27 protein-coding genes are annotated in these 23492 nt (G+C 65.1%); 17 read left to right on the top strand and 10 right to left on the bottom strand.

Going from position 1 to position 23492, the window contains the following annotated elements:
• Window positions 1–111: 111 nt before the first annotated feature.
• The 5 genes from AC5RT4_RS13005 to AC5RT4_RS12985 all read left to right on the top strand — a co-directional run bounded on the left by AC5RT4_RS13005 (window position 112) and on the right by AC5RT4_RS12985 (window position 5243).
• Entirely contained in the window at window positions 112–1611 is a 1500-nt protein-coding gene (locus tag AC5RT4_RS13005; protein WP_494106009.1) for a CoA-acylating methylmalonate-semialdehyde dehydrogenase, read from the top strand.
• Window positions 1611–2684 (top strand): enoyl-CoA hydratase/isomerase family protein, encoded by a 1074-nt coding sequence (locus AC5RT4_RS13000; RefSeq protein WP_494106008.1) that lies wholly within the window; start codon window positions 1611–1613, stop codon window positions 2682–2684. The genes AC5RT4_RS13005 and AC5RT4_RS13000 overlap by 1 nt, the downstream gene beginning before the upstream one ends.
• Complete coding sequence (mmsB, locus tag AC5RT4_RS12995) at window positions 2677–3693, top strand: 3-hydroxyisobutyrate dehydrogenase (protein WP_494106007.1); 1017 nt, start codon at window positions 2677–2679, stop codon at window positions 3691–3693. The genes AC5RT4_RS13000 and mmsB overlap by 8 nt, the downstream gene beginning before the upstream one ends.
• Entirely contained in the window at window positions 3690–4466 is a 777-nt protein-coding gene (locus tag AC5RT4_RS12990) for an enoyl-CoA hydratase (protein WP_494106006.1), read from the top strand. Before mmsB ends, AC5RT4_RS12990 begins: the two co-directional genes overlap by 4 nt.
• 123 nt (window positions 4467–4589) lie before the next feature.
• On the top strand, window positions 4590–5243 hold the full coding sequence (locus AC5RT4_RS12985; RefSeq protein WP_494040608.1) for a DedA family protein: 654 nt from the start codon (window positions 4590–4592) through the stop codon (window positions 5241–5243).
• Between the two features lie 51 nt (window positions 5244–5294).
• On the opposite strand, the gene AC5RT4_RS12980 is transcribed toward AC5RT4_RS12985, so the two are convergent.
• Window positions 5295–5804, bottom strand: a complete 510-nt coding sequence (locus AC5RT4_RS12980; protein ID WP_494106005.1) for a MarR family winged helix-turn-helix transcriptional regulator — start codon at window positions 5802–5804, stop codon at window positions 5295–5297.
• Window positions 5805–5913: 109 nt separating this feature from the next.
• Between AC5RT4_RS12980 and AC5RT4_RS12975 the strand changes: the two genes are divergently transcribed.
• Window positions 5914–7101: an acyl-CoA dehydrogenase family protein gene (locus AC5RT4_RS12975; RefSeq protein WP_494106004.1), complete on the top strand. Its 1188-nt coding sequence runs from the start codon at window positions 5914–5916 to the stop codon at window positions 7099–7101.
• Window positions 7102–7226: 125 nt separating this feature from the next.
• Window positions 7227–8204 carry an SDR family oxidoreductase gene (locus AC5RT4_RS12970; RefSeq protein WP_494106003.1) on the top strand — a complete coding sequence of 326 codons (978 nt, stop codon included), beginning with the start codon at window positions 7227–7229 and terminating at the stop codon, window positions 8202–8204.
• Window positions 8205–8263: 59 nt separating this feature from the next.
• On the opposite strand, the gene AC5RT4_RS12965 is transcribed toward AC5RT4_RS12970, so the two are convergent.
• From AC5RT4_RS12965 to AC5RT4_RS12945, 5 genes are all read right to left on the bottom strand, one after another.
• Window positions 8264–9037, bottom strand: a complete 774-nt coding sequence (locus AC5RT4_RS12965; RefSeq protein WP_494106002.1) for a MerR family transcriptional regulator — start codon at window positions 9035–9037, stop codon at window positions 8264–8266.
• A 33-nt stretch (window positions 9038–9070) separates the two neighbouring features.
• Complete coding sequence (locus AC5RT4_RS12960) at window positions 9071–9454, bottom strand: hypothetical protein (RefSeq protein WP_494040612.1); 384 nt, start codon at window positions 9452–9454, stop codon at window positions 9071–9073.
• Window positions 9455–9626: 172 nt separating this feature from the next.
• Window positions 9627–9830 carry a cold-shock protein gene (locus tag AC5RT4_RS12955; protein ID WP_013599688.1) on the bottom strand — a complete coding sequence of 68 codons (204 nt, stop codon included), beginning with the start codon at window positions 9828–9830 and terminating at the stop codon, window positions 9627–9629.
• Window positions 9831–9962: 132 nt separating this feature from the next.
• A complete protein-coding gene (locus AC5RT4_RS12950) occupies window positions 9963–10589 on the bottom strand; it encodes a response regulator (RefSeq protein WP_494106001.1) in 627 nt (208 codons plus the stop codon).
• A complete protein-coding gene (locus tag AC5RT4_RS12945) occupies window positions 10586–11878 on the bottom strand; it encodes a sensor histidine kinase (RefSeq protein ID WP_494106000.1) in 1293 nt (430 codons plus the stop codon). The genes AC5RT4_RS12950 and AC5RT4_RS12945 overlap by 4 nt, the downstream gene beginning before the upstream one ends.
• 205 nt (window positions 11879–12083) lie before the next feature.
• Between AC5RT4_RS12945 and AC5RT4_RS12940 the strand changes: the two genes are divergently transcribed.
• Both AC5RT4_RS12940 and AC5RT4_RS12935 read left to right on the top strand, forming a co-directional pair.
• Window positions 12084–12647 carry a GlcG/HbpS family heme-binding protein gene (locus AC5RT4_RS12940; RefSeq protein ID WP_494105999.1) on the top strand — a complete coding sequence of 188 codons (564 nt, stop codon included), beginning with the start codon at window positions 12084–12086 and terminating at the stop codon, window positions 12645–12647.
• A 9-nt stretch (window positions 12648–12656) separates the two neighbouring features.
• Window positions 12657–13376: an ankyrin repeat domain-containing protein gene (locus tag AC5RT4_RS12935; RefSeq protein ID WP_494105998.1), complete on the top strand. Its 720-nt coding sequence runs from the start codon at window positions 12657–12659 to the stop codon at window positions 13374–13376.
• A 108-nt stretch (window positions 13377–13484) separates the two neighbouring features.
• Here AC5RT4_RS12935 and AC5RT4_RS12930 read toward each other — a convergent pair whose 3' ends face one another.
• Together AC5RT4_RS12930 and AC5RT4_RS12925 are read right to left on the bottom strand one after the other, a co-directional pair.
• A complete protein-coding gene (locus AC5RT4_RS12930) occupies window positions 13485–14189 on the bottom strand; it encodes a 3-oxoacid CoA-transferase subunit B (RefSeq protein WP_494105997.1) in 705 nt (234 codons plus the stop codon).
• Between the two features lie 25 nt (window positions 14190–14214).
• Window positions 14215–14943 (bottom strand): CoA transferase subunit A, encoded by a 729-nt coding sequence (locus tag AC5RT4_RS12925; RefSeq protein ID WP_494105996.1) that lies wholly within the window; start codon window positions 14941–14943, stop codon window positions 14215–14217.
• Between the two features lie 181 nt (window positions 14944–15124).
• Between AC5RT4_RS12925 and AC5RT4_RS12920 the strand changes: the two genes are divergently transcribed.
• Window positions 15125–15919: an IclR family transcriptional regulator gene (locus AC5RT4_RS12920; protein WP_494105995.1), complete on the top strand. Its 795-nt coding sequence runs from the start codon at window positions 15125–15127 to the stop codon at window positions 15917–15919.
• Window positions 15920–16033: 114 nt separating this feature from the next.
• Here AC5RT4_RS12920 and nadE read toward each other — a convergent pair whose 3' ends face one another.
• Window positions 16034–16888 (bottom strand): NAD(+) synthase, encoded by an 855-nt coding sequence (gene nadE, locus AC5RT4_RS12915; RefSeq protein WP_494040620.1) that lies wholly within the window; start codon window positions 16886–16888, stop codon window positions 16034–16036.
• 74 nt (window positions 16889–16962) lie between these two features.
• Here nadE and pyrE point away from each other — a divergent pair, with 74 nt between their 5' ends.
• The 4 genes from pyrE to AC5RT4_RS12895 all read left to right on the top strand — a co-directional run bounded on the left by pyrE (window position 16963) and on the right by AC5RT4_RS12895 (window position 20284).
• Window positions 16963–17547 carry an orotate phosphoribosyltransferase gene (gene pyrE, locus AC5RT4_RS12910; protein WP_494040621.1) on the top strand — a complete coding sequence of 195 codons (585 nt, stop codon included), beginning with the start codon at window positions 16963–16965 and terminating at the stop codon, window positions 17545–17547.
• Window positions 17548–17680: 133 nt separating this feature from the next.
• Window positions 17681–18448, top strand: a complete 768-nt coding sequence (locus AC5RT4_RS12905; RefSeq protein WP_494040622.1) for a GAF and ANTAR domain-containing protein — start codon at window positions 17681–17683, stop codon at window positions 18446–18448.
• Window positions 18449–18532: 84 nt separating this feature from the next.
• Entirely contained in the window at window positions 18533–19174 is a 642-nt protein-coding gene (locus tag AC5RT4_RS12900; protein WP_494105994.1) for a hypothetical protein, read from the top strand.
• Between the two features lie 69 nt (window positions 19175–19243).
• Window positions 19244–20284 carry an alpha/beta fold hydrolase gene (locus tag AC5RT4_RS12895; protein ID WP_494105993.1) on the top strand — a complete coding sequence of 347 codons (1041 nt, stop codon included), beginning with the start codon at window positions 19244–19246 and terminating at the stop codon, window positions 20282–20284.
• A gap of 6 nt (window positions 20285–20290) precedes the next feature.
• Here the strand turns inward: AC5RT4_RS12895 and AC5RT4_RS12890 are convergent, their stop codons facing one another.
• Entirely contained in the window at window positions 20291–21121 is an 831-nt protein-coding gene (locus AC5RT4_RS12890; protein ID WP_494105992.1) for an HAD-IIA family hydrolase, read from the bottom strand.
• Window positions 21122–21192: 71 nt separating this feature from the next.
• On the opposite strand from AC5RT4_RS12890, the gene AC5RT4_RS12885 reads away from it, so the two are divergent.
• The 3 genes from AC5RT4_RS12885 (at window position 21193) to AC5RT4_RS12875 (ending at window position 23447) form a co-directional block, all read left to right on the top strand.
• Entirely contained in the window at window positions 21193–21873 is a 681-nt protein-coding gene (locus AC5RT4_RS12885) for a TrmH family RNA methyltransferase (RefSeq protein WP_494105991.1), read from the top strand.
• Window positions 21874–22002: 129 nt separating this feature from the next.
• Complete coding sequence (fbaA, locus tag AC5RT4_RS12880; protein ID WP_494105990.1) at window positions 22003–23022, top strand: class II fructose-bisphosphate aldolase; 1020 nt, start codon at window positions 22003–22005, stop codon at window positions 23020–23022.
• 2 nt (window positions 23023–23024) lie between these two features.
• Window positions 23025–23447 (top strand): DUF3151 domain-containing protein, encoded by a 423-nt coding sequence (locus tag AC5RT4_RS12875; protein ID WP_494105989.1) that lies wholly within the window; start codon window positions 23025–23027, stop codon window positions 23445–23447.
• Window positions 23448–23492 lie beyond the last annotated feature (45 nt).

The following is a 23492-nucleotide window of genomic DNA, read 5'->3' as shown; positions in this document are numbered from 1 at the left end:
TTGCGGAGCAGGCCTGTCCGGGGTCCTGCCCGCCCGGTGGAGTTCAGTAGGAAGTCCGAGTATATTCGCAACCAGGAATGACCTGGGTCACACGCGAAGGAGCTTCCGGCCATGGTGCGCGAGCTTTCCCACTACGTCGGCGGCCACCATAAGGCGGGCAGTTCAGGCCGCTTCGGCGATGTCTTCGACCCCTGCACCGGCGCTGTCCAGGCCCGCGTGCCGTTGGCCGGGCGGGACGAGGTGGCCAGCGCGGTTGCTGCTGCCGTGAAAGCCCAGGAGGAATGGGCGGCCACGAACGCACAGCGCCGCGGCCGGATCCTGCTCCGGTTCGTGGACCTGGTCAACCGGAACATCGACGAACTGGCGCGTCTGCTGTCCTCCGAACACGGAAAAACCCTTGCCGACGCCAAAGGAGACATCACGCGCGGGCTGGAGGTGGTGGAGTTCGCCGCGGGCGCGCCGCACTTGCTCAAGGGCGAGTTCTCCACCGAGGCCGGACCCGGGATGGACATCCATTCGCTGCGCCAGCCGCTCGGCGTCGTGGCCGGCATTACGCCGTTCAACTTTCCAGCCATGATCCCGCTCTGGAAGTCCGGGCCCGCCCTGGCCGCAGGCAACGCGTTCATCCTCAAGCCCTCCGAACGGGACCCCTCCGTGCCACTGCGCCTGGCGGAGCTTTACTCCGAAGCGGGCATCCCGGAGGGTGTGTTCAATGTAATCAACGGTGACAAGGAAGCAGTGGACGCCCTCCTTGAAGATCCCCGCATCAAGGCCATCGGTTTCGTGGGATCCACCCCGACCGCCCAGTACATCTACGCCACGGCCGCAGCCCACGGCAAGCGGGCGCAGTGCTTCGGCGGGGCCAAAAACCACCTGGTGGTGATGCCGGACGCCGACCTGGACCAGGCGGCGGACGCACTCATCGGTGCAGGGTACGGGTCCGCGGGGGAGCGCTGCATGGCCGTTTCGGTAGCCGTCCCGGTGGGGCAGGAAACGGCTGACCGCCTGGTGGCCAAGCTTCTGGACCGGGTAAAGGGCCTGAAAGTGGGCCACAGCCTGGACCAGGACTCGGATTTCGGTCCCGTGGTGGCGGGCTCCGCCAAGGACCGGATCGAGGGACTCATCCAGGCGGGAGTGGACGAGGGAGCCACCCTGCTGGCGGATGGACGGGGCATCACGGTGGAAGGCTATGCGGGCGGTTTTTGGGTAGGACCAACTCTCTTTGACGGCGTGAAGCCGGACATGGCCATCTATCGGCAGGAGATTTTTGGTCCGGTCCTGAGCGTTGTCCGGGCGGCGGATTACGACGACGCCCTCCAGCTGTGCAGCACGAATGAGTTCGGTAACGGCGTGGCCATCTTCACCCGGGACGGCGATGCAGCCCGCGATTTCGCCAGCCGTGTCAACGCAGGCATGGTGGGGATCAACGTCCCCATCCCTGTGCCCATCGCCTACTACACGTTCGGCGGTTGGAAGGCGTCCGGGTTCGGCGACCTGAACCAGCACGGGGCGGACGCCTTCCGTTTTTACACCAAGACCAAAACCGTCACCACGCGGTGGCCCTCAGGAATACGGCACGGAACCAGTTTTGTGATGCCGGAAGGAAGTTGATGACAAACCTGAATACTGATGCGATCAACGGGGAGGTCCTGTTTGAGCGCCGCGGCCGGCTGGGGCTCATCACCCTCAACCGGCCCCGGGCCGTCAATGCGTTGACCGCCGGAATGGTCGGCGCGCTTCTGGAGCAACTCACCGCGTGGGCGGACGACGACGGCGTTGCCACGGTTCTGGCGCGTGGCGCAGGTGAACGGGGGCTCTGCGCCGGCGGGGACATCGTGGCCATCTACGAGGACATGCTCACAGGCGGAGGGGCAACGGCGGACTTCTGGCAGACGGAGTACCGGGTTAATTCCCTGATTGCCCGCTACCCTAAGCCCTACGCCGCGTTCATGGACGGGCTGGTCCTGGGCGGTGGCGTGGGGATTTCCGCGCACGGTTCGGTCCGGGTGGCCACTGAGCGGACCCGGATGGGTATGCCCGAGACCACCATCGGGTTTGCGCCGGACGTCGGCGGGACCCTCCTGTTGTCCCGGGTGCCGGGCGAGGCGGGAACCCATGCAGCTCTAACAGGGACACACCTGAGCGGGGCGGACGCAGTGTACCTGGGCCTGGCTGACCACTACATTCCCTCGGACAGGCTGGACGACCTGCTGGTGGCGCTGGAAAGCGAAATCCCGGAAGCCGCCGTCGTAAGCGTCGCGCAAAATGCCCCGCCATCTGCCCTCGAGCAGCAGCGGGAGTGGATAGACAGTTGCTACGCCTCCAACGACGCCGAGGAGATTGTCCGCCGGCTCCGGAAAATTGGTGGGGACGCTGCCCGGGCTGCTGACACCATCGAGTCGAAGTCCCCTACGGCCGTGAAAGTCACGCTGGCTTCCCTCCGCCGGGTGAAAGGCCGCAGCCTGGACGATGCCCTGGCGCAGGAGTACCGCGTGGGGTTGCGGTTCCTGGAAGCACCCGATTTCCGGGAGGGAATCCGGGCGCAGGTGGTGGACAAGGACCGCCAGCCCCACTGGAATCCGCCCACCCTGGCTGGGGTGTTGCCGGAGCAGGTGGAGCGCTTCTTTGAACCGCTGGGCAGCAGGGAACTGGATTTGGAGCTGAAGGAGCCGGACCATGCGTGAGAACCACACCGTTGCCTTCCTGGGCCTTGGCCATATGGGCGGGCCCATGGCAGGAAACCTCGTGAAGGCGGGGTATGCGGTAGCCGGCTTCGACGTGGTGCCGGCAGCACTGGAGGCTGCCCGGGCCCGCGGCATTCCAGTCGCTGCAAGCGCTGTTGAAGCCGTGTCCGGGGCAGACGTTGTCCTCACCATGTTCCCCGGCGGCCGGCACGTTCTGGATGCCTACCGGGGCACGGACGGCAGGGCGGGACTACTGGCAGCGGCAGCCCCTGGAACCATATTCCTGGATTGTTCCACCATCAACGTCGATGAAGCGCGGGAAGCAGCCAGGCTGGCCACCGAAGCAGGGCACCGCTCCCTGGACGCCCCGGTTTCCGGCGGCGTGGTGGGCGCCGAAGCCGGAACGCTCACGTTTATGGTGGGTGGGGACGAACCCGACTTCGATGCCGTCCGGCCGCTGCTGGAGGTCATGGGCAAGCGTGTGGTCCACTGCGGCGGGCACGGCGCCGGCCAGTCCGCCAAAATCTGCAACAACCTGATCCTGGGGGCATCCATGATCGCCGTCAGTGAGGCTTTTGTGCTCGGGGAAAAGCTGGGCCTGAGCCACCAGGCGCTGTTCGATGTGGCATCGGCTGCGTCCGGGCAATGCTGGGCACTCACCACCAACTGCCCCGTGCCCGGTCCCGTTCCCGCCAGCCCGGCCAACCGCGGTTACCAGCCCGGCTTCGCGGGAGCGCTGATGGCCAAGGACCTCAAACTCGCAGTCAATGCACTGAACAGCACAGGAGTGGCTGCCAGGGTAGGACCGCTGGCCGCGGAAATTTACGATACGTTTGCCGCGGAGGGCGGGGCCGGCAGGGACTTCTCCGCGATCATCACGGATATCCGCGACAAGTCCGGCAAAGATCAACCTGTGAATGCGGCGGGTAGCCGGGCGGCCGCCCTTCCGCACGAGGCGGCACAGCATGCACCACATCAGGCAGCGCAGGACGACGGGAGCCCGGAATGACGGAATACACGAACATCCTCGTGGAGCAGCGGGGCCGGGTGGGCCTGGTGACATTGAACCGGCCGCAGGCGCTGAATGCCCTCAATAAGGCAACCATGGAGGAGCTCGTGTCCGCCGCCCGGGCCATGGATGTTGATCCGGGTGTGGGGGCGGTGGTCATCACGGGGTCAAAAAGGGCCTTTGCTGCCGGGGCTGATATCAAGGAAATGGCTGCCCAGGGTTACATGGACATGTACGCAGCAGACTGGTTCCGCGGGTGGGAGGACTTCACCCGGCTGCGCATACCCACAATTGCCGCGGTGTCCGGTTTCGCACTGGGCGGGGGCTGTGAACTGGCCATGATGTGTGACCTCATCATCGCCGGGGACAACGCGAAGTTCGGTCAGCCGGAGATCAACCTCGGCGTGCTGCCGGGGATGGGCGGATCGCAGCGGTTGACGCGAGCCGTGGGCAAAGCCAAAGCGATGGACCTGATCCTCACGGGCAGGTTCATCGGGGCTGAGGAAGCGGACCGCTGCGGCCTGGTGTCCCGCGTTGTACCCGCCGAGAATGTTGTGGACGAGGCGATAAAAGCCGCAGAAGTGATCGCATCCAAGTCCAAGCCTGTGGCCATGGTGGCAAAAGAAGCCGTCAACGCCGCTTTCGAAACCGGACTGGCCCAGGGGGTCCTCTTCGAACGCAGACTCTTCCACTCGCTGTTCGCAACGGAGGACCAGAAGGAAGGTATGGCGGCATTCGCGGAAAAACGACAGCCCCAGTTCCGGCACCACTGAGGGACGGCAGCCCCCTTCAGGGTGCCCACATTTGAGGTTGTTACCCCCTGGTCCCAGCCTCTTCACAGGTGCGTAAGGTAGACAGGGCACACCAATCTTTCGGGACGCGGGCGGGGGAGTTGTATGTGGGGAACGGCGGCGGATGCAGGCGGCTCAACCGATAATCTCACCGGACTGGTGGGGATAGCTGCCCGGGGCATCGAGCAGTTGGGTGAATGGGGAGTGGGGCTCTTCACCCTTGCCGAGACCGTTGTGCCGCCCATCCCCAGCGAAGTGATCCTGCCGCTTGCCGGTTATCTGGCCCGGCAGGGGACTCTGAACCTGATTCTGGTTTTTATGACCAGCACACTGGGAGCCTACCTGGGGGCCGTCTTACTGTATTGGCTCGGAGCCAGGCTGGGGTTTGAGCGTTCCATCCGCGCCTTGTCCAGGCTGCCTTTGGTTGACCGGGAGGACTTTGAGCACGCTGCGGGCTGGTTCCGCCGGCACGGACGGTCGTCCATCTTCTTCGGAAGATTGCTTCCGGGTGTGCGGAGCCTGATATCCCTTCCCGCCGGCGCGGCCGGCATGCCATTTGGGATGTTCAGCCTTTACACCCTGGCGGGCAGCGGACTATGGAACGGGGCGCTCCTGGGACTCGGCTACCTGCTGGGCACCCAGTACCGGGTTATCGAGGAGTACTCGCGGTTCCTGAATTACGCCGTGTATGCAGCCCTCGGCGTCACAGTGGCGCTGCTGGTGGTCAGGCGCCTCAAGCGCATTAGGGCCACGCCCTGATCCTGCGATGAGGACGTTGCCCAGGGGAAACAATGCAAACCAGGACCTCTGTCAGGAATCCAGGAAATCGCCCGCATTCCGCCGGAAGTCCTGGAGGATCCGGATCAGCTGATCCACATCCTCGGGCTCGAATCCCGGACGGCTGAATACCGCGGCGTTCAGGGCCGCCGTCGATCGTTGCGCAAGGGTATGCCCTTCACCCGTGAGCTCAACCAGTGTGGTGCGGCCGTCGGAGGGATGGGGCGAGCGGCGCACCAGCCCCGCCTCCTGGAGCCGGTCCACCGCGTTGGTGATGGAGGTTGGGTGAACCTGGAGCAAGGTACTCGCCTTCTTCATGGGAAGGGACCCGCTCGTGGCGAAGCTCAGCAGCATGAGCAGCTCATAGCGGGCGAACGTCAGGCCAAAGGGTTTGAGGATGAGTTCGATCCTGGACAGGAGGATTTGCTGGGTACGCATTATCGCCGTGATGGCGGCCACGGGCGCAGCGGCCTCCGCCCAGCCGTGCTGCTCCCAGTTCCGGCGGGCATCTGCAATAGGATCACGGGACAGCGGAGTACCCACAGCCAGCCTTTCTGCAGGTGATGCAGCTCACTCGTGTGATGACCTGTGCAATATATTAGGACATCCAAGGGTTTAGCAGAGCGGTTTGGCAGCGAGGGGGTAAACGCCGATGCAGCCTCCATCACCTGGCGCCGGAGCCCTGCCTTTTCCGGACGCTGACCTGATGTACATCGTGGACCTTCTGCCGGCGGCCGAGCGGGACAGGTACTTCAGCATCCGCCGGTTCCTCCAATCCTCGGTCCGGCAAACCTCCATCGAGTACTGGAACCGCGAGGACTTCCCCTTTGGCCTCGTAGCGGACATGGGAAAGTACGGCCTCGGCGCCCTTCAGCTGGACGGCAGTTCCACGCTCTTTAAAGGCCTTATGTACGTAGAACTGGCACGGGCGGATGTGTCCCTGTCGGCGCTGGCAGGGATCCATAATGAGCTGATTCTTGGGATGATCAGCCAACTGGGGTCGGAGGAGCAAAAGTCCCGGTGGCTGCCGGGATTGAGAACCTTCAGCCACCTGGGAGCGTTCGCCCTGACGGAGCCGCAGCATGGCTCGGACATCGCCGGCGGCCTGGAGACTTCAGCCAGGCTGGAAGGAGGTGAGTGGGTCCTCAACGGGACCAAGCGCTGGATCGGGGCCGGGACCATCGCCGATTTCGCGCTCGTGTGGGCCAGGGACGAGGCTGACGGTGAAATCAAGGGCTTCATCGTGGAGACCGACCGTCCCGGCTACACCGCCTCAAAGATCTCCAACAAGATCGGCCTGCGGATCATGCAGAACGCGGACATTGTGCTGGCAGGCGTACGTATTCCCGCAGGCAACCTGTTGCCGGGGGCCACCAGCTTTTCCCGGACCAATGAGCTGCTGCGGGACTCCCGCGCCTGGGTGGGCTGGCAAGGTGCGGGCATCCAGCTCGCCGCCTTCGACATCGCCCGGGCATACACCCTGGACCGGCGGCAGTTCGGCAAGGAGTTGGCCCGGTTCCAGCTTGTGCAGCAGCAGCTCGCTGACATCCTGGGCAACGCTTCGGCCTCCCTGGCCCTGATGGCACAACTGGCCCACATCCAGGAGGGAGGAAAGCTGGAGATGGCGCAGGCTGCCATGGCCAAAGCCACCATCACCCGTTTGGCGCGGGCCTCAGTGGCCATGGGGCGTTCACTGCTGGGCGGCAATGGCATCAGCAGCGACTACGAGATGGGCAAGCTGTTCGGTGACGCCGAGATCCTGTATACCTACGAGGGAACCTACGAGATCAACTCGCTAATCGTGGGCAGGGCGGTCACCGGGAAGTCCGCTTTCCTTTGACCTTCGCACTTCTTCAACCGGGCCTGGCGCCGCGCCGTTGTTCCCGGGCGCCGGCGTGGGTAGCATCGAACACTAAGCCTGCTTAGTGTTTCTCCTGTGGCGTGTTCGTGTGAAGGGGTACCGGAATGACTGTCAAAAATTCAGTAGTGGTAATCACTGGAGCGTCCAGCGGGATCGGGAGGGCAACTGCCCTGCGCTTCGCCGGCAAGGAAGCACGCCTGGTCCTGGCTGCCCGCGGAGCGGAATCCCTCGAAGCCGTGGCTGTGGCATGCAGGAAGCGCGGCGCGCAAGCCATCGCGGTCCCCACGGACGTAAGCGACCCGGACAAAGTGGATGAACTGGCCTCCCGCGCTGTCAGGGAGTTCGGGCGCCTGGACGTATGGGTTAACAACGCGGCGGTGGGTGTATTCGGCCTGCTGACCGAGATCCCGCCGGAGGACTACCAGCGGGTATTGGACGTCAACATCTCGGGTTACGTCAATGGCGCACGGGCGGCCCTGATCCGGCAGACAGCCCAGGGCTCAGGAACCTTAATCAATGTTGCCTCGATTGTGGCGGAAACTCCGCTGCCCTATTCCTCCGCTTATTCCATCTCCAAAGCCGCTGTGCGCGCACTCAGCGTCAGCCTGCGCTCGGAACTCGCCCGCGAAGGTTTCACTGGTGTACATGTCTGCACCGTCCTCCCGGCCACCATAGACACCCCCTTCTACCAGAACGGGGCCAACTACAGCGGCCGCCGCCCCATGGCCTTGCCTCCGGTCTATACGCCGGAGCGGGTGGCGAAAGCGGTGGTGAAGCTGGTGGCCCATCCGCGCCGGGAAAGCGTGGCGGGCGGGCTGGCGGGCCGTTTGCTGCTCCTGCAGCATAAGGTGACACCCGGTGCCGTGGAAGCTGCGACCGCCCGTCAGGTGGACAGGCGGCAGCTTGCCCGTCGGCAGTCCGCCCCCGTGACTCCCGGAAACCTTCACCAGCCGTCCCAGTCCGTCCGGAGGACGTCTGTCACCGGGGGGTGGCACGGCCGGCGGCGGACTGCCCAGCGCACCTTGATGGGTGCCACGGCCCTGGCCGGCGCGGTGGCGGTCCTGCGTAAGCGGCTCGGCTGATTGCCGGCTACGGCGCCGGTTCCCGCCAAACACGGACCCGGCGTCGTGCTTCGGCCGCCTTAGAGGTCCCTTTCGGCGTACAGGCGCAGCGCGTCCCGCACAAAACCGGCTCCTGCTTCCCCGCCGTAGTTGGCGGCGAACCGGGGATCGGCCACGTACATCTCGGCCAGCCCCGCCACATAAGCCCTGACGTCACCGCCGCGCTCCGAAGCTGGAGTGCCGGGGATGGAGGCCAACCATTCCACGTGGCGCCGGGCCAGGTCCTGCGCTTCGGGGCTTTCCGCGCCGATTCCTGATGCGGAAGCGGCTATCCAGTCGCCGCCCAGCTTTTCGGCGCGGGCCCTCCACGCTTGTTTCTGCCCGCTTCCCATGCCGCGCCACCAGGCGTCGCTTTTGGCGTAGGCTTCCTTTCCCCAGCGTTCCTCCACCTCGTCCTTGTACTGGGTGTGGTCGAAGCCGTCGAACATTTTCTCGGCCATGAGTTCACCGCCTCCTTTAGCTGTTGCGATTGTTTCCTGAACGGACAGAATCTGCCGGGCCAACCGGTCCTGTTCCTGCCGCAGCCAGTCCAGGTGGCGGCTCAGTGCCTTGACAGCGTCCGTCTCGTGGTGGAAGACCTCGGCGATGGCCGGCAGCCCCAGCCCAAGTCCCCGGAGAAGGAGGATCCGCTGCAGCTGCAGCAGGGCTGCGGCGTTGTAGTAGCGGTATCCGTTGCTCCCAACGCGGCTGGGCTTCAGCAGCCCGACGTCGTCGTAGTGGCGCAGGGTCCGGCTTGTTGTGCCTGCCATCCTGGCAACATCCTGGATGGACCAGTCCGGTTCGGGTGCTTCCATGCTCCGAGCGTAGGGTTTGACGCAGCGTCAAGGTCAAGCAGGTTTTTCCGGGTAACGGTTACGCAAGCGCGGGTTGCGGGGAGAGCGGGTACGGGCCTGGGCGACGAGGCGGGTGAAGGCGAAGATGAAGACCGCTTCGATAAGGATCATCAGTGCCACTAGCAGCCACTGTTCCTCGGCCACAAAAACAACGCATCCTGCCAGCGCCAGCACGGTCCCAAGTACCAGAGTGTAAACGGCAAACCCCACGGCCACCCGCGCGCTGCGGACGCCGGTCCGGAAACCGAAACCATAGGGTTCACCACCGGGCTGCCCGGGAACGCGGTCCGGCACGGGAGGCGGAAGCGTGTCAAACTCCTCCCACGGATCCTTTTCTCCATCGTTGCCGGGGACGTTGTCCGGGCGTTGTCCGGTCATAACGCAATTATCCCAGCATCGGCCGGGAAAGGGAGGCCAAAAGCGTGCACGGGGAGCGAGCCCCGGCGGGGAGGGACGAACTGAATACAAAACAGCGGCCCCTCCAACATCTGTTGGTGGGGCCGCTGTCGTGGCGGGTCCCTCCTGCGGAAGCGGGAGGAAAGCCGAAGCCTTAGAGCGGGCGGATGTTTTCCGCCTGCGGGCCCTTGGGACCCTGGGTCACATCGAATTCAACCTTCTGGTTCTCATCGAGTGAGCGGTATCCGCTGCTGGCGATTGCGGAGTAGTGGGCGAAAACGTCAGCGGACCCGTCATCGGGGGCAATGAAGCCAAAACCCTTTTCGGCGTTGAACCATTTAACTGTGCCTGTTGCCATGGCTGCATTCCTTCGTGTGACTCTGATTCTCTCCCCGGGCCATCGGCCCGAGGTGCGCGGAGAACGTCCCCCGCAGTCCCCAACGTACGGGGCGTACGCCATCCGTGCAAGGGTAGCGGCAATAAAGTGTTCTCAGCGCATGCCCTCGCGGCGGATCGCTGTGGCAATGGCAGCGGCCCTGGTATCCACTCCGAGCTTGGCGTAGATGTGGGCCAGGTGCGTCTTGACCGTGGCCTCGGAGATGAACAGCCGTTGCCCAAGTTCCCGGTTGCTGAGTCCTTGCGTGAGGAGGCTGAGCAGTTCCGCTTCACGCGGAGTGAGAATCTCGTCAGGGTTCCGCAGCTGCTGGAAAAGCCGGGACGCGACCGGAGCACTCATCACGCTTTTGCCTTGAACTGCCCCGCGAATGGCCGCGAAGATCTCATCAGGTGCGGCGTCCTTCAGGAGATATCCCATGGCGCCGGCGTCCACGGCCCGCACAATGTCCGCATCAGAGTCGTACGTGGTGAAAACCAGGATGGCCTGGCTTCGGTTGCGCTCGCGGATAACCCGGATTGCCTCGATCCCGTCCATCCCCGGGCCCATGGCCAGGTCCATAACCACTACCGCGACGGCGTCCTGTTCCAGCCGTTGCAGGGCTTCCTCTCCGGAGGCCGCTTCGGCGACGACGGCGATGTCAGGTTGCGTGGCCAACAGTGCCCGCAGTCCGCTTCGCACCACCAGGTGGTCGTCCACCAGCAGCACCGTTATGGCGCTCATGCAGGTTCTTCCGGCGCAGCGGGGTCGAAAGGCACATCCGGCGCCGGGAGCTGGGCTGCCACGACGGTCCCTTCGCCAGGGGCGCTTTCCACTGAAAATATGCCGCCCAACTGCTCCACCCGCTGCCGCATGGCCCGGAGTCCGTACCCTCCGGCGTCCGACGGCGGTGCTGCCGCCTCCGGATTGAAGCCACCGCCGTCGTCGTAAACATCAAGGGTGACAGCGTCCGGAAGGTAGCCAAGGGTCACTGTGCCGGTAACTGCGCCTGCATGGAGCTTGATGTTGGACGCCGCGCTTTGGACTACCCGCAGCAGCGCGTGGCGGACTTCCGGCGGCACCGGGCGCTGCTCACCGGTGACCAGGAGCCTGGCGTCCGGAACATACTGCCTGGCCGCGAACAGCAAGGCCTCAGGCAAGGGGGACGTGTCCAGTCCAGGGGAGGCAAGTTCATGGACCAGGCTGCGGGTTTCGGACAGGCTGCCGCGCAGCAGGACGGTGGCCTGCCCGAGCTCCGCTTGGGCCAAAGGACTTGGCCACGCCCTGCCGGCCGCTTCCAGCAGGAGCAGGCTGCTGGCCAGGCCCTGGGTCACGGTGTCGTGGATTTCCCGGCTCACACGCTCCCGTTCGGCAATGGTGCCGGCCCGGCGCTCACTGGCTGCGAGCTGTCCCTGGGCGAGCGAGATGTCCGCATGCAGGCGCCGCTGTTCCTCGGCGTCGTGCTGGATCCTGTCGTAGATCAAGGTCAGCATCAGGCCGACGGCGAGCGGGCCGAGGAGCATTGCCAGGTCAGTGCCGCTGCTCAAGCGGAACAGCCCTGCAGCGGTAGCTGCGGCGGTAACTCCAGCCGCTGCATAGGCGGCCGCGCCGCTCAGCGCACTGCGGCAGAGGAAGAAGAGCGCGAACGAGCACCAGGCAAAGCTCGGGGCTGCGATGACCAGGACCGCCCACACTGCCGCCAACGCGAACACCAAGGGCGCTCCCGGCCTGCCGCGGGATGCAAGGATGGCGACGACGAAGTACAGCAGGCAGGCGGCTGCAGCAAGGCCAAGAATCAGGACATTGTCCGCGGGGCTGTGCCGCATCAGATAGCGGACCAGAGAGGCCACCAGCAGTACAGCAAAGCCAAGGTGCACTGCTGCGTCGATCGTGCCGAAGCGGGCGCCGGTACTGTTCAGGGCCGCGGCCGTCTTATTGTCGCCCGGCCCCTGCAGCTGGTGCGGCCTGTCCGGGGCGGTACCGCCGGCAGCTGTCGGGTCACCGGCTGGGGCGGCGTTGGCTTGGGCAGGCATGGAGATCCGGTTCCGGTGGGGGGAGTGCTACCTGTCAATGTTATGGCCCCCTCCCGGCTCCGTCCCTCAGCCTTTTGGCTGATACAGCTGGCTTTTCGTAGCACACCGCCTGCACCAAAGGCCCGATGGCAGGAACGCCGAGTCCCGGAAGGATTGGACCGTAGCCGCTCCAAACGCCGTTTAGGGCTCCGAACAAAGGAAATCCATGAAGAAGTCCACGAAAGTCCTCGCCGCCGCAGCAGCCGGCGCGCTTACCCTCACTGCCGGTGCAACGGCTGCCGCAAATGCCGGTTCGGCTCCAACCGCCGTCCCTGCGGCCGATATCCAGCCCGTGCCGGAGAATGTGGTGCAGCAGAACCGCATCTCGGTCGGCGCCTCGGCCAAGGCAGTGCAGGCAGCGCTGGCCAAGTGCCAGGCGGACAAACTGCCGTTCGTCACGGTGGCGCTGGTGGACCGTTTCGGGACAGTGCAGGCGCTCCTGCGTGGTGACAATGCAGCCGAGCACACCATTGAAGCCGCCCGGCAGAAGGCCTACACCGCCGCCGCCTTTGGCACTCCAACCAGCGAACTGGCCAAGCGGATCAACGGAACAGGCCCCAGCATTGCAGACCTCCCGGGCACTCTCTTCCTGGCCGGTGGCGTTCCGCTGAAGGTGAACGGGGTGTCGGTGGCGGGCATCGGCGTCGGCGGGGCGCCGGACGGTGCACTTGATGAGGTCTGTGCTGCAGCCGGGGCGGATGCCATCACAGGTGCCGGTGCCCCTCAGTAGGCTAAGCGCATGAAATGGTTCGGGGCTCTGCTTCTGGTCCTCTCCTTGGCGGTGCCAATGACAGCCTGCCAGGCGCCTCCGGAGGGCCAGAGGGAGCGCCAGGCGGCGTCTCCTCCAGCGTCGTTCGAGGCCAGCCCGGACGCCCAGGTATCGGCCACAGGCCCGGTATCACCGGCGTCTTCCCCCGCGCAGCCGGTACCGGAAACCACGGCGCCCGCGCTCTCCGCCGAGGCGCAGGCACAACTCGACCAGGAGCTGATAGCCGCGGCCAAGGCCAACAACGCTCCGTTGGTCAAAGAACTGATCGCCCGTGGGGGCAACGTGAACGCCAAGGACGTCATCGAGGATTCTGCGTTCCTCTACGCGGGCGCTGAAGGATTCAACGAGGTCCTTCGGCTGACCCTGGCCGCGGGAGCAGACGTCTCCAGCACCAACCGGTACGGCGGAACGGCCCTGATCCCGGCCAGCGAACACGGCCACGTGGAGACGGTGCAGATTCTGATCGACGCCGGCGTGCCCGTCAACCACGTCAACAACCTGGGTTGGACGGCCATGCAGGAAGCCATCCTGCTGAACAACGGCGGGCCCAGGCAGCAGGAAGTGGTGCGCCTGCTTTTGGCGGCAGGCGCCGATCCCAACATCGCGGATCCGGAAGGGCGGACGGCTTTGCAGAATGCCGAACGTTTGGGCTTCACGGAGATCGCGGCCGTGCTTCGCGGCGGGGGCTGACCCCGCGCAGCGGCCGCTATACAGCCAGGGTTTCCTCCGCCAGCTTCCCGAACCGGCTGTGTCCCCAACCGGTCAGCAGGACATCCTTCCCGAACCGCTCCTGCAGGCTCATGCCGGTGCCCCTTCCAGGGCAGACGCTGCCGGTTCCTGCCCTTCAAGGGCAACAGCGAACTCGGCCTCCGTCTTCGCCCGGACCTCCTCCACGGTGACCCCTGGGGCGAGGCGGGTAAGGGTAAGTTGGCGCCCGCCGCCTGCTTCCCTTCCACTTTTGACCAGGTCGAAGACGGCGAGGTCGCTGATGATACGGTCCACCACCGCAAGGCCGGTAAGGGGAAGGGTGCATTCCCGCACGATCTTGGCGCTGCCGTCCTTGGCATTGTGCTCGGTGAGGACCACCACGCGCGGGGTTCCGGCCACGAGGTCCATGGCGCCGCCCATGCCCTTGACCATCTTGCCGGGGATGGTCCAGTTGGCGAGGTCGCCGCTGCCGGAGACCTGCATGGCTCCCAGGATTGCCGCTTTGACGTGCCCGCCGCGGATCATGCCGAAAGAGGTTGCGGAGTCGAAGATGCTTCCGCCGGGCAGCACCGTGACCGTCTGCTTGCCGGCATTGATGAGGTCGGCGTCCTCCTCGCCCTCGAAGGGGAACGGCCCCATGCCCAGAAGGCCGTTCTCGCTTTGCAGGACAACCCGCACGCCGGCGGGCAGGTTGTTGGCCACCAGGGTGGGGATTCCAATTCCCAGGTTTACGTAGTCTCCGTCATTCAATTCTTCGGCCGCGATCGCAGCCATCTCATCCCTGGTCCAGGCCATGGAGTGCTCCTCGGGTTTGTGGTGGTTAGGCCGGTACGGTTTCGGCTTCGCGGGAGGCGGCGGGCCGGACGGTCCGCTGCTCAATGTCCTTGATCCGGTCCTTTGCCTGAACCAGGCGTTGGACAAAAACTCCCGGTGTGACGATGTGGTTCGGATCCAGTTGGCCCGGCTCCATGATCAACTCCGCTTCGGCGATGGTCAGCCGGCCAGCCGTTGCAACTACCGGGTTGAAGTTCCGGGCGGTGAAGCGGTAGATCAGGTTGCCGTCGGTGTCAGCGGTGTGCGCGTGGACCAGTGCGACGTCGGCCCGGATGGCGCGCTCGCGGACGTATGTTTCGCCGTCGAACACCTCGTGCGGCTTGCCTTCGGCAACCAGGGTTCCCACACCGGTTTTGGTGTAGAAGGCCGGTATGCCGGCGCCTCCGGCGCGGAGCCGCTCAGCAAGCGTGCCCTGCGGGGTGAACTCCACCTCCAGCTTGCCGGCAAGGTACTGCTCGGCGAAAAGCTTGTTCTCTCCGACGTAGCTGGCAATTACCTTGCGCACTTGGCCTGCTTCGATCAGGATGCCCAGGCCTTTGCCGTCGACGCCCATGTTGTTCGAGACCACTGTGAGGTCCTGCACCCCGGAGTCACGGACGGCTTCAATCAGGTCCGCTGGAATGCCGCTGAGGCCGAATCCGCCCACGGCCAGCGTGATTCCGTCCTGCAACGCTCCTTCCAGTGCTGCCGTGGCAGATGGCTGAAGTTTGGGCATGGAGCCTCCTCGTTGAGAATCCCGCAGTGTCGATCCACCTTGTGGACGCGGGGTTTGGAACTGGACAATACGGGCGACGGAGAAGGGCTGTCAAGCCCTGCCAGGGACCGTATTTACCGCCGTTTTACACTGTGGACGGTAGGATCAGTCAAGTTCATAATGTGGACAACCGAGGAGCGCAATGCCTAATCCTCCCGTGCAGGGTGCCCAGGTGGTCAGCAGGATCGCCGGACTGCTGCGGCTCGTGGGACGCAGTGCCGAAGGGCTGCCGCTGTCCGCCCTGGTAGTGGAATCCGGGCTTACCCGGCCCACCGTGCACCGGCTGCTCTCGTCCCTGGCCTCGGAGGGATTGCTGGACCACGACGCCGGCAGCGGCAACTGGGTCCTGGGCCCGGAAATGCTTTTAATGGGGTCGGTGGCCGCTGCGCGCTTTCCGCTAGAGGACATTGCCCGGCCGAGCCTGCGGAGGCTTGCCGAGGCCACCGGTGAAAGTGCGTTCTTCTCCATCCGCCGGGGTTCCGAGTCGGTCTGCCTGCTGCGGGAGGAGGGAAGCTTTCCGGTCCGGTCCTTTGTCCTGCACGAGGGCGTCCGCTTCCCGCTGGGCGTTGCCTCAGCAGGGACTGCGATCATGGCTTTCCTGCCCGAGGCCGAGCAGGAAGAGCTGCTGCGCGGCTGGGCGGAGCACGCGGGTGCTTTCGCCGGGGCGCACACCGAAGAGCTGGTCCGGGCCAACCTCGCCAGGACCAGGCAGGTTGGCTACTCGGTAAATCCCGGGCTGGTGCTGGAGGGCAGTTGGGGGATGGGCGCCGCGGTGTTCGACGGATCGGGCAAGCCCGGCTGGGCGCTCTCACTGACCGGCATCGAGCCTCGCTTCAGGCCTCAGCGGCAGGAAGAGCTGGGCAACCTCCTGATGGCAGAGGCGCACCGGATCACCCAACAGCTGGGTGGGGACCGCAAAGGCGGGGGCCGCCGCTGAGCCTCCCCGGGCTCTGCCAGGAAACGGCGACGACGGCGCGCCGCCCTTTTCGGTGCGGCGCGCCGTCGTGCTTTCCCGCGTTGGGTAGGAGCTGGGTGACCTTGCCCGGCCGGCTTACAGTCCGGCGCGGGGCTCCTCCGGGCCCTGGTGCTTCCACCAGGTATCAAAAATGGTGACGGGGACGGTGCGCTTGTGCCGGGTCCGCAGGTACTTCTCTTCGATCAGCTCAGCCACGGATCCGGGAACGTCACGGCCCTCCAGGTAATCGTCGATCTGGTCGTAGGTGAGGCCCAGCTCATCCTCGTCCGTGCGGCCCGGTTTGTCGTCCAGCAGGTCCGCCGTCGGCACCTTCTCCCAGACCCGGGCCGGTGCGCCGAGCTCGGCCAGCAGGGCGCGGTTCTGCCGTTTATTCAGTCCAAACAGCGGGAGGATGTCCGCACCGCCGTCGCCGTATTTGGTGAAGAAGCCGGTGACGGACTCGGCGCCGTGGTCCGTGCCCAGGACCAGGTAATTGTGCTCTCCGGCCAGGGCGTACTGGGCGATCATGCGGGTTCGGGCCTTGGTGTTGCCCTTGTGGAAGTCGGAGATTTCCGAGCCCACCGTCTTCTCGAACTCGTCCTCGAAGCCGTCCACCGCGGCTGAGATATTGAAGGTCCACTCGGTCTTGGGCCGGATGAAGTCCAGGGCAGCCTGGGCGTCCTCCTCGTCGTGCTGGATGCCGTAAGGCAGCCGCACGGCCACGAAGTTTGCCTCCACGCCTTCGGCAACAAGTTCCTCTACGGCCAGTTGGGCCAGCTTTCCTGCGAGGGACGAATCCAGGCCGCCGGAGATCCCCAGGACAAAGCCCTTGGTGTGGGTGGCTTTCAGGTAGTCCTTAAGGAATGTGACGCGCTTGCGCACCTCCCCGGCGGGGTCGATCCGGGGCTGGACGCCCATTTCTTCAATGATCCTGGCCTGGAGTTCGCGCATGTGGTCCACCCTAGCCAGCGGGGTCGCCAAGCCTCAAGCACCCACACCGGCCCGCCGCCACTAAACTGGGGTTCATGACTTCCCCCAGTGACACTGCAGTGGATACTGCAGCCGCCCGCGCCCGCCTGCTGGAACTGATCAAGGAACTCGCCGTGGTCCGCGGCAAGGTCACCCTGTCCAGCGGAGCGGAGGCCGACTACTACATCGATCTCCGCCGCATCACCCTGCACCACGAGGCTTCCAGGCTTGTGGGGCAGGTGATGCTGGCTCTGGCGGACGACGCCGGGATCGACTTTGAGTGCGCAGGCGGACTCACCATGGGAGCCGACCCCGTGGGAACGGCAGTGATGCATGCTGCGGTGGACGCCGGCCGCACCGTTGACGCATTCGTCGTCCGCAAGGCCCAAAAGTCCTACGGCATGGGCCGCCAGGTGGAAGGCCCGTCCGTGGAGGGCCGGAAGGTCCTGGTGCTCGAGGACACCTCCACTACCGGCGGTTCCGCGCTGACCGCGGTGGAGGGAATCCGGAAGGCCGGCGGCAATGTGGTGGCCGTGGCCGTCATCGTTGACCGGAACACCGGGGCCAAAGAGAAGATCGAAGCTGAGACAGGCGTTCCCTACCTGTTCGCGTTCGGCAAGGACGAGCTCGGGCTTTCCTAGCCGTAGCGGCAAAAATCAGCCGGGGCGGAAGCGCCCCGGCTGCTAATCATGTTCTGGGCCTTGTTGGTCCGGCGTACATGGTTGCCCTATGATGTGGTATCCCCTCAAGTACCCCGTACGGAGAACGTGCACGATGCTGCCCCCTGAAGAACCCTTGAGCACCACTGACAGAATCCAGAATCTCATTCTGGAAAGTGCTGACTTCGAGGACTTCCTGAACGAACTGGCGCGGTTTTCCGCACATCAGATGGCCGGCCACGGCGATGATGCGCTCTGCGGCATCACCCTGCTGCGGGACCGGAAAGCGGCCACGATCGGCTGGAGCAGCGACTCGGCCCGCGAGATTGACCAGATCCAGTACTCCCTTTCGCAGGGCCCTTGCCTGACCGCAGCGAAAGAGGACCGCGAAGTCCACGTTCCGGACCTGTTTGCGGAAGAGCGCTGGGGACCGGACTACGCCTCCGCGGTGGCGTCGCACGGTCTGCGGTCAGTCCTCTCGCTGCCTTTCAACCTGCAGGGTGACGCCAAGGCGGCACTGAACCTCTACTCCGATGTCCCGAACAAGTTCGATGAACGTGCCACCGCAAAGGCCAGGGACTACACAAGGGAGATTTCGCAGGCGCTCCGGCTGGCGGTACGGTTCTCGCTTCATGCGGACAGCGCCACGAACCTCCGGGCCACCCTGGAATCCAGAACCATCATCGACATCGCCGTTGGCATTGTGATGGCACAGAACAGGTGCAGCCAGGAGGCCGCGGTAAGCATCCTCACCGAGGCCTCCAGCAACAGCAACACCAAGCTCCGGGACATCGCCAAGTCACTGGTGGACTCCGTCGGAGGAGTCGGTACGCGGACGCATTACCAGGAACCCGGGGAGCGCCAGGCGGACCAGACCGCGTAACGAACGGCTTGTGCCTGCCGGTGCTGAAGGTTACGCTTACCGAGGTTGAGCCGTCGGCCATAGACACCCTCTTTTGGAGTACCTATGGACCGCGCACTGGATCCCCTCGTTAACCTTGATGTCCCCGGTGACATCGTCCGCATTGATGTCCGGGGGAGCTTGAACCAGGACTCCCGCCCCGGCCTTGTCCACATGATCCGCCGGATCAGGAGGATGGGGATCCGTTCCCACATCCGCGTTGAACTGTCCCGTGCCGCCATGGTGGAGTCATCTGCCCTCGCAGGCCTTCGCCTTGACCTCAACGCCATCGACGCCAGCAGCCTGCCGGGCCTCTACGGAGCCGGGGTGTCGCTTAACTTCTCGCCCGCAGGTGGGGAGTTGCCTGCCGCTGCAGGGCAACCACTGACCGTCCTTGACGGTTTCTCTGCCGGAGGGGCCGGAGATCCTGACGTCCCTGGCCAGCCGGCTGCTTTCCACGGTGATGCAGAGATCCAGCTGTTGGAACTTCCCGGGCTGGAGGTGCTGGGCGGCCTGGCGCTGCAGGACTATTCGGATGAGGAACTGCTGCTGGCCAGCGACACCCTCTTCACCCTCCTGGACAACCCGGCCGTGTTCCCCGGTGCGGACCTGCTGGGCCGGTACGACGACATTGGCCAGGAGATGCTGCGCCGCCAGCAGGAAGCCGCGGCGCCGTTCCCGGCCGCGGAAGGACAGGCTGCCAGCTGATCCGGCGTCACTGAAAGGTTACCGGCGGCTCCTTGCGGCGGTGTCTTCCGTTGTGCCTACGGTAGGGGTGTGCCATATGAGGGGGAAGTACATCCGCAGGACCGGCGCGCGGCGACCGAAGCCCGGCTGCTGCACGAAGCCGCTGCCCTCAAACAGTTTTCACGCCGGGGCTTCCTGACGGGAGCGGGCGTGTCAGGCCTGCTGGCCGCGGACATGCTGCTCACCCGCCAGGTGCAGTCCGCCCGCCAGGTGAACCGGGTCCTTCCTGTTGCTGATGACTTCGCGGATGTTTACTACCCGGACGCCAGCTGGTTCCTGTTTCCGGGCTATAAAACAAGCTGGGAGGAGGCGCAGTGGATCCTGAACACGCTGCGGGGCACGCTGAACAAGCGTGCCCGGCTCGCGGCCATCGGCTACTCCAACCTGGGCCTGGATATCGACGAGGTGGTCATCGCGTTGATCGAGCACGTCCGGGCCGAAAAGCTCACCAGGCTGTTCTTTTACGGGCACAGTTTTGGTGGAATGGTCGCCACCCAGGTGGCTGCCCGGCTGCTGGAACTCCACGGCGTCGAAGTGGAATTCATCGTGCTGGACTCAAGCCCGTACAGCAAGCACGACGTCCTGGACCAAAGCTGGTTCGACGGCGTGGTCTTCCTCTACGAGCGGGGTTTCCGGTTCCCGTCCGCCCTCCGGGGAGGGTACGAACTGGGGGAGCGGGTGATCCACAAGGACGAACGGACCTGGCGGCAGATCCTTGACCAGACGCTCGAGCAGCTCTCCCCGATCGCGCCGTCAAGCCTGCTGGTCCAGTCCGAATCCGCCTACATCTACCACTTTGACGGCACACGGTTTGCCGGCAGGATCGGCAGCGCCAAAATGGCCTATATCGGCAACCCGCGGGACCGCACCGTCCGTTACCAGACAGCGGTGGAGGCGTGGGCGGTGGCCTTCAAGGCGAACATGGTGTCCAGCGGACTTCAGACCGAGGGCGCATCCCCGGCCCACGCCAGTCCGGGCTGGAACCCCAACATCTACCGGCCCCTCCTGGACGGGCTCCTGGACGAGAACTTCCCGCTGCCGCGCGGCGGGTCCCGGGTGTCTGTCTTCTAGCCGGGGCTAGATCTGGTTCTTCAGGTCCGCTACGGAGTTCAGTACCTGGTTGGGCCGGAAGGGATAAGAACCGATTTCGTCCCGCTGGGTGATGCCGCTCAGGACCAGGACGGTGTGCAGACCGGCTTCCATGCCGGCAACGATGTCCGTGTCCATCCGGTCGCCGATCATTGCGGTGGTTTCCGAGTGGGCGTCGATCTGGTTCATGGCCGAGCGGAACATCATGGGGTTGGGCTTGCCCACAATGTACGGTTCCCGGTCCGTGGCCTTGGTGATCAGCGCTGCGATGGCGCCGGTGGCCGGCAGCGGTCCGTCCTTGGACGGCCCGGTGGCGTCAGGGTTCGTCGCGATGAAGCGGGCCCCGGCCAGGATGAGGCGGATGGCAGTGGTGATGGCCTCAAAGGAATACGTGCGCGTCTCGCCGAGCACCACGAAGTCCGGGTCCTGGTCGGTGAGGATGAAGCCTGCCTCGTGCAGTGCCGTCGTCAGTCCTGCTTCACCGATGGTGTACGCGCGGTTGCCCGAGCCCGAACCCTCCACCTGGTTCTTCAAAAACTGGGCCGTGGCCAGGGCTGAGGTCCAGATGTTCTCCTCGGGAACCTCCAGGCCGGAGGCGCGCAGCCGGGCCGCGAGGTCACGTGGCGTGAAGATGGAGTTGTTCGTCAGCACCAGGAAGCGCTTGGACGTGTCCACCCAGCGCTGGATAAGCTCGGCCGCGCCGGGCACTGCCTGGTTTTCGTGCACCAGGACACCGTCCATGTCCGTCAGCCAGCATTCAATGTCCTGGCTGCTGCGGCGAACCGCCGGGTTTCCTTTGACCTTGTCCGCCTCTGCCATGCCCTACCTCCGCCGGTGATGAAAGCCCGAAAGGTCCAGTCTAGTGTTGAGGGGTGAATCAGAAGCCCGGCATGACGTCCATACCCCAGCCTGAGCCGGAGCAGCCCAAGGAGGGCACCGCCGGCGAAGTTCCGGGCGAAAGGCCGGAAGTCGGCGTCGGGCCCTGGGAAGGCAAGTTGCCGGAAGGCGACCACTGGGATCCCGACCTCCTGGCTGACGGTGACCGGCGCAACGTGCTGGACAAGTACCGCTACTGGAAACACGAGGCAATCGTGGCGGAGCTGGACTCCCGGCGCCACAACTTCCACGTGGCCATCGAAAACTGGCAGCACGACCTTAACATTGGCACTGTGGTGCGCACCGCGAATGCTTTCCTTGCCAAGGAAGTGCACATCATTGGCCGACGGCGGTGGAACCGCCGCGGCGCGATGGTCACCGACCGCTACCAGCACGTCCGCCACCACGCCACCGTGGAGGACTTCGTGGCATGGGCGCAAGGGGAGGGGCTCGCCATCATAGGGATCGACATCTTCCCGGACTCGGTGCCGCTGGAAACCTACGAACTGCCGAAGGACTGCGTGCTGGTATTCGGCCAGGAAGGCCCGGGGCTGACCCCCGAAGTCCACGAGGCCGCGCTGGCCACGCTGTCCATTGAACAGTTCGGGTCCACCAGGTCCATCAACGCGGCGTCGGCAGCGGCCATTGCCATGCACGCCTGGATCCGGCGGCACGTCTTCAACCAGCACGTTTGAGGCAGGCGGGGTGCGGGAGCGGAACGTAACCCACAGCACTCCCGGCGCGGTAATGGCTAGGATGGTGCTAGCCGTAAGCGGTACTCCAGGGTTACCAGCCCACAGACGAACCTCAGCATAGGAGTCAGCATGCCCATTGCAACCCCAGAGATCTACTCCGAGATGATCGACCGCGCGAAGGCGGGCGGATTCGCATTTCCGGCCGTGAACGTCACGTCCTCCCAGACGCTGAACGCAGCCCTGCGCGGCTTCGCCGAGGCTGAGTCCGACGGCATCGTCCAGGTCTCCACCGGCGGTGCGGCCTACTGGTCCGGCGCCTCCACCAAGGACATGGTTGCAGGCTCCCTGGGCTTCGCCGCCTTCGCCCGCGAAGTAGCGAAGAACTACAACGTCAACATCGCCCTGCACACGGACCACTGCCCCAAGGACAAGCTGGACGGTTTTGTGCTGCCCCTGCTCGCAGCGTCCGAGGCTGAGGTCAAGGCCGGCCGCAACCCGCTGTTCAACTCCCACATGTGGGACGGCTCTGCCGAGACCCTGCAGGAAAACCTCCGCATTGCCCGCGAACTGCTCGAGCGCACCGCTGCCGCCAGGATGATCCTTGAGGTCGAGATCGGCACCGTGGGCGGTGAAGAGGACGGCGTCGAAAACGAGATCAACGAGAAGCTCTACACCACCGTCGAGGACGCCCTCGCCACCGTAGAAGCACTGGGCTCCGGCGAGAACGGCCGCTACATCACCGCCCTGACCTTCGGCAACGTCCACGGCGTCTACAAGCCCGGCGGCGTCAAGCTCCGGCCGGAGATCCTCAAGGACATCCAGGCCCAGGTGGGCGCCAAGATCGGCAAGGACAGCCCGTTCGACCTCGTGTTCCACGGCGGCTCCGGCTCTTCCGACCAGGAAATCGCCGACGCCGTCTCCTACGGCACCATCAAGATGAACATCGACACCGACACCCAGTACGCCTACACCCGTCCGGTGGCCGACCACATGTTCCGCAACTACGACGGCGTCCTGAAGGTCGACGGCGAAGTGGGCAACAAGAAGACCTACGATCCCCGCGTCTGGGGCGCAGCAGCAGAAGCCGGACTGGCGGCCCGCGTTGTCGAGGCCACCAAGCAGCTCGGTTCGGCCGGAAAGACCTTCTAGGAATGTCCGACGAGTTCCGCAAAAACCTGATGGGCCCGGAGCCCACCTTCCTGCCTGCCGAGACCGAGGTCTACCAGCAGCTCGAAGCGGGCCACGAAGCCCTGGACCTCGTAGCCAGGCACCCCACCTCCTCGCTGCTGTGGGCGGTGCTGGCTGAAGAAGCCTGGGCTGAGGGGCGGACCATCGATTCCTACGCCTACTCGCGGGTGGGCTACCACCGGGGACTGGACTCGTTGCGCCGCAACGGCTGGCGCGGGGTGGGGCCCATTCCCTGGGAGCATGAACCCAACCGCGGTTTCCTGCGGGCCCTGTACTCCCTCGGCCGCGCCTCTGCCGCGATCGGCGAAGCGGAAGAGCCGGAACGGATCGAAAAGTTCCTCAACGACTCGGACCCGACGGCGAAGGCAGCCATCGAGGGCAGGTAGCAAAACGACGACGGCGGCCGGTCACCTTTCGAAAAGGTGACCGGC

It is taken from the genome of Arthrobacter sp. sptzw42 (genome assembly GCF_059089685.1).
Note: the sequence above shows the minus strand (reverse complement) of the source record. Positions and strands in the feature narration are given on the sequence as shown.

Coding starts and splice junctions, on each gene's coding strand:
- AC5RT4_RS13005 (WP_494106009.1), top strand. CDS start 112: ATGGTGCGCGAGCTTTCCCACTACGTCGGCGGCCACCATAAGGCGGGC.
- AC5RT4_RS13000 (WP_494106008.1), top strand. CDS start 1,611: ATGACAAACCTGAATACTGATGCGATCAACGGGGAGGTCCTGTTTGAG.
- mmsB (WP_494106007.1), top strand. CDS start 2,677: ATGCGTGAGAACCACACCGTTGCCTTCCTGGGCCTTGGCCATATGGGC.
- AC5RT4_RS12990 (WP_494106006.1), top strand. CDS start 3,690: ATGACGGAATACACGAACATCCTCGTGGAGCAGCGGGGCCGGGTGGGC.
- AC5RT4_RS12985 (WP_494040608.1), top strand. CDS start 4,590: ATGTGGGGAACGGCGGCGGATGCAGGCGGCTCAACCGATAATCTCACC.
- AC5RT4_RS12975 (WP_494106004.1), top strand. CDS start 5,914: ATGCAGCCTCCATCACCTGGCGCCGGAGCCCTGCCTTTTCCGGACGCT.
- AC5RT4_RS12970 (WP_494106003.1), top strand. CDS start 7,227: ATGACTGTCAAAAATTCAGTAGTGGTAATCACTGGAGCGTCCAGCGGG.
- AC5RT4_RS12965 (WP_494106002.1), bottom strand. CDS start 9,037: ATGGAAGCACCCGAACCGGACTGGTCCATCCAGGATGTTGCCAGGATG.
- AC5RT4_RS12960 (WP_494040612.1), bottom strand. CDS start 9,454: ATGACCGGACAACGCCCGGACAACGTCCCCGGCAACGATGGAGAAAAG.
- AC5RT4_RS12955 (WP_013599688.1), bottom strand. CDS start 9,830: ATGGCAACAGGCACAGTTAAATGGTTCAACGCCGAAAAGGGTTTTGGC.
- AC5RT4_RS12950 (WP_494106001.1), bottom strand. CDS start 10,589: ATGAGCGCCATAACGGTGCTGCTGGTGGACGACCACCTGGTGGTGCGA.
- AC5RT4_RS12945 (WP_494106000.1), bottom strand. CDS start 11,878: ATGCCTGCCCAAGCCAACGCCGCCCCAGCCGGTGACCCGACAGCTGCC.
- AC5RT4_RS12940 (WP_494105999.1), top strand. CDS start 12,084: ATGAAGAAGTCCACGAAAGTCCTCGCCGCCGCAGCAGCCGGCGCGCTT.
- AC5RT4_RS12935 (WP_494105998.1), top strand. CDS start 12,657: ATGAAATGGTTCGGGGCTCTGCTTCTGGTCCTCTCCTTGGCGGTGCCA.
- AC5RT4_RS12930 (WP_494105997.1), bottom strand. CDS start 14,189: ATGGCCTGGACCAGGGATGAGATGGCTGCGATCGCGGCCGAAGAATTG.
- AC5RT4_RS12925 (WP_494105996.1), bottom strand. CDS start 14,943: ATGCCCAAACTTCAGCCATCTGCCACGGCAGCACTGGAAGGAGCGTTG.
- AC5RT4_RS12920 (WP_494105995.1), top strand. CDS start 15,125: ATGCCTAATCCTCCCGTGCAGGGTGCCCAGGTGGTCAGCAGGATCGCC.
- nadE (WP_494040620.1), bottom strand. CDS start 16,888: ATGCGCGAACTCCAGGCCAGGATCATTGAAGAAATGGGCGTCCAGCCC.
- pyrE (WP_494040621.1), top strand. CDS start 16,963: ATGACTTCCCCCAGTGACACTGCAGTGGATACTGCAGCCGCCCGCGCC.
- AC5RT4_RS12905 (WP_494040622.1), top strand. CDS start 17,681: ATGCTGCCCCCTGAAGAACCCTTGAGCACCACTGACAGAATCCAGAAT.
- AC5RT4_RS12900 (WP_494105994.1), top strand. CDS start 18,533: ATGGACCGCGCACTGGATCCCCTCGTTAACCTTGATGTCCCCGGTGAC.
- AC5RT4_RS12890 (WP_494105992.1), bottom strand. CDS start 21,121: ATGGCAGAGGCGGACAAGGTCAAAGGAAACCCGGCGGTTCGCCGCAGC.
- AC5RT4_RS12885 (WP_494105991.1), top strand. CDS start 21,193: ATGACGTCCATACCCCAGCCTGAGCCGGAGCAGCCCAAGGAGGGCACC.
- fbaA (WP_494105990.1), top strand. CDS start 22,003: ATGCCCATTGCAACCCCAGAGATCTACTCCGAGATGATCGACCGCGCG.
- AC5RT4_RS12875 (WP_494105989.1), top strand. CDS start 23,025: ATGTCCGACGAGTTCCGCAAAAACCTGATGGGCCCGGAGCCCACCTTC.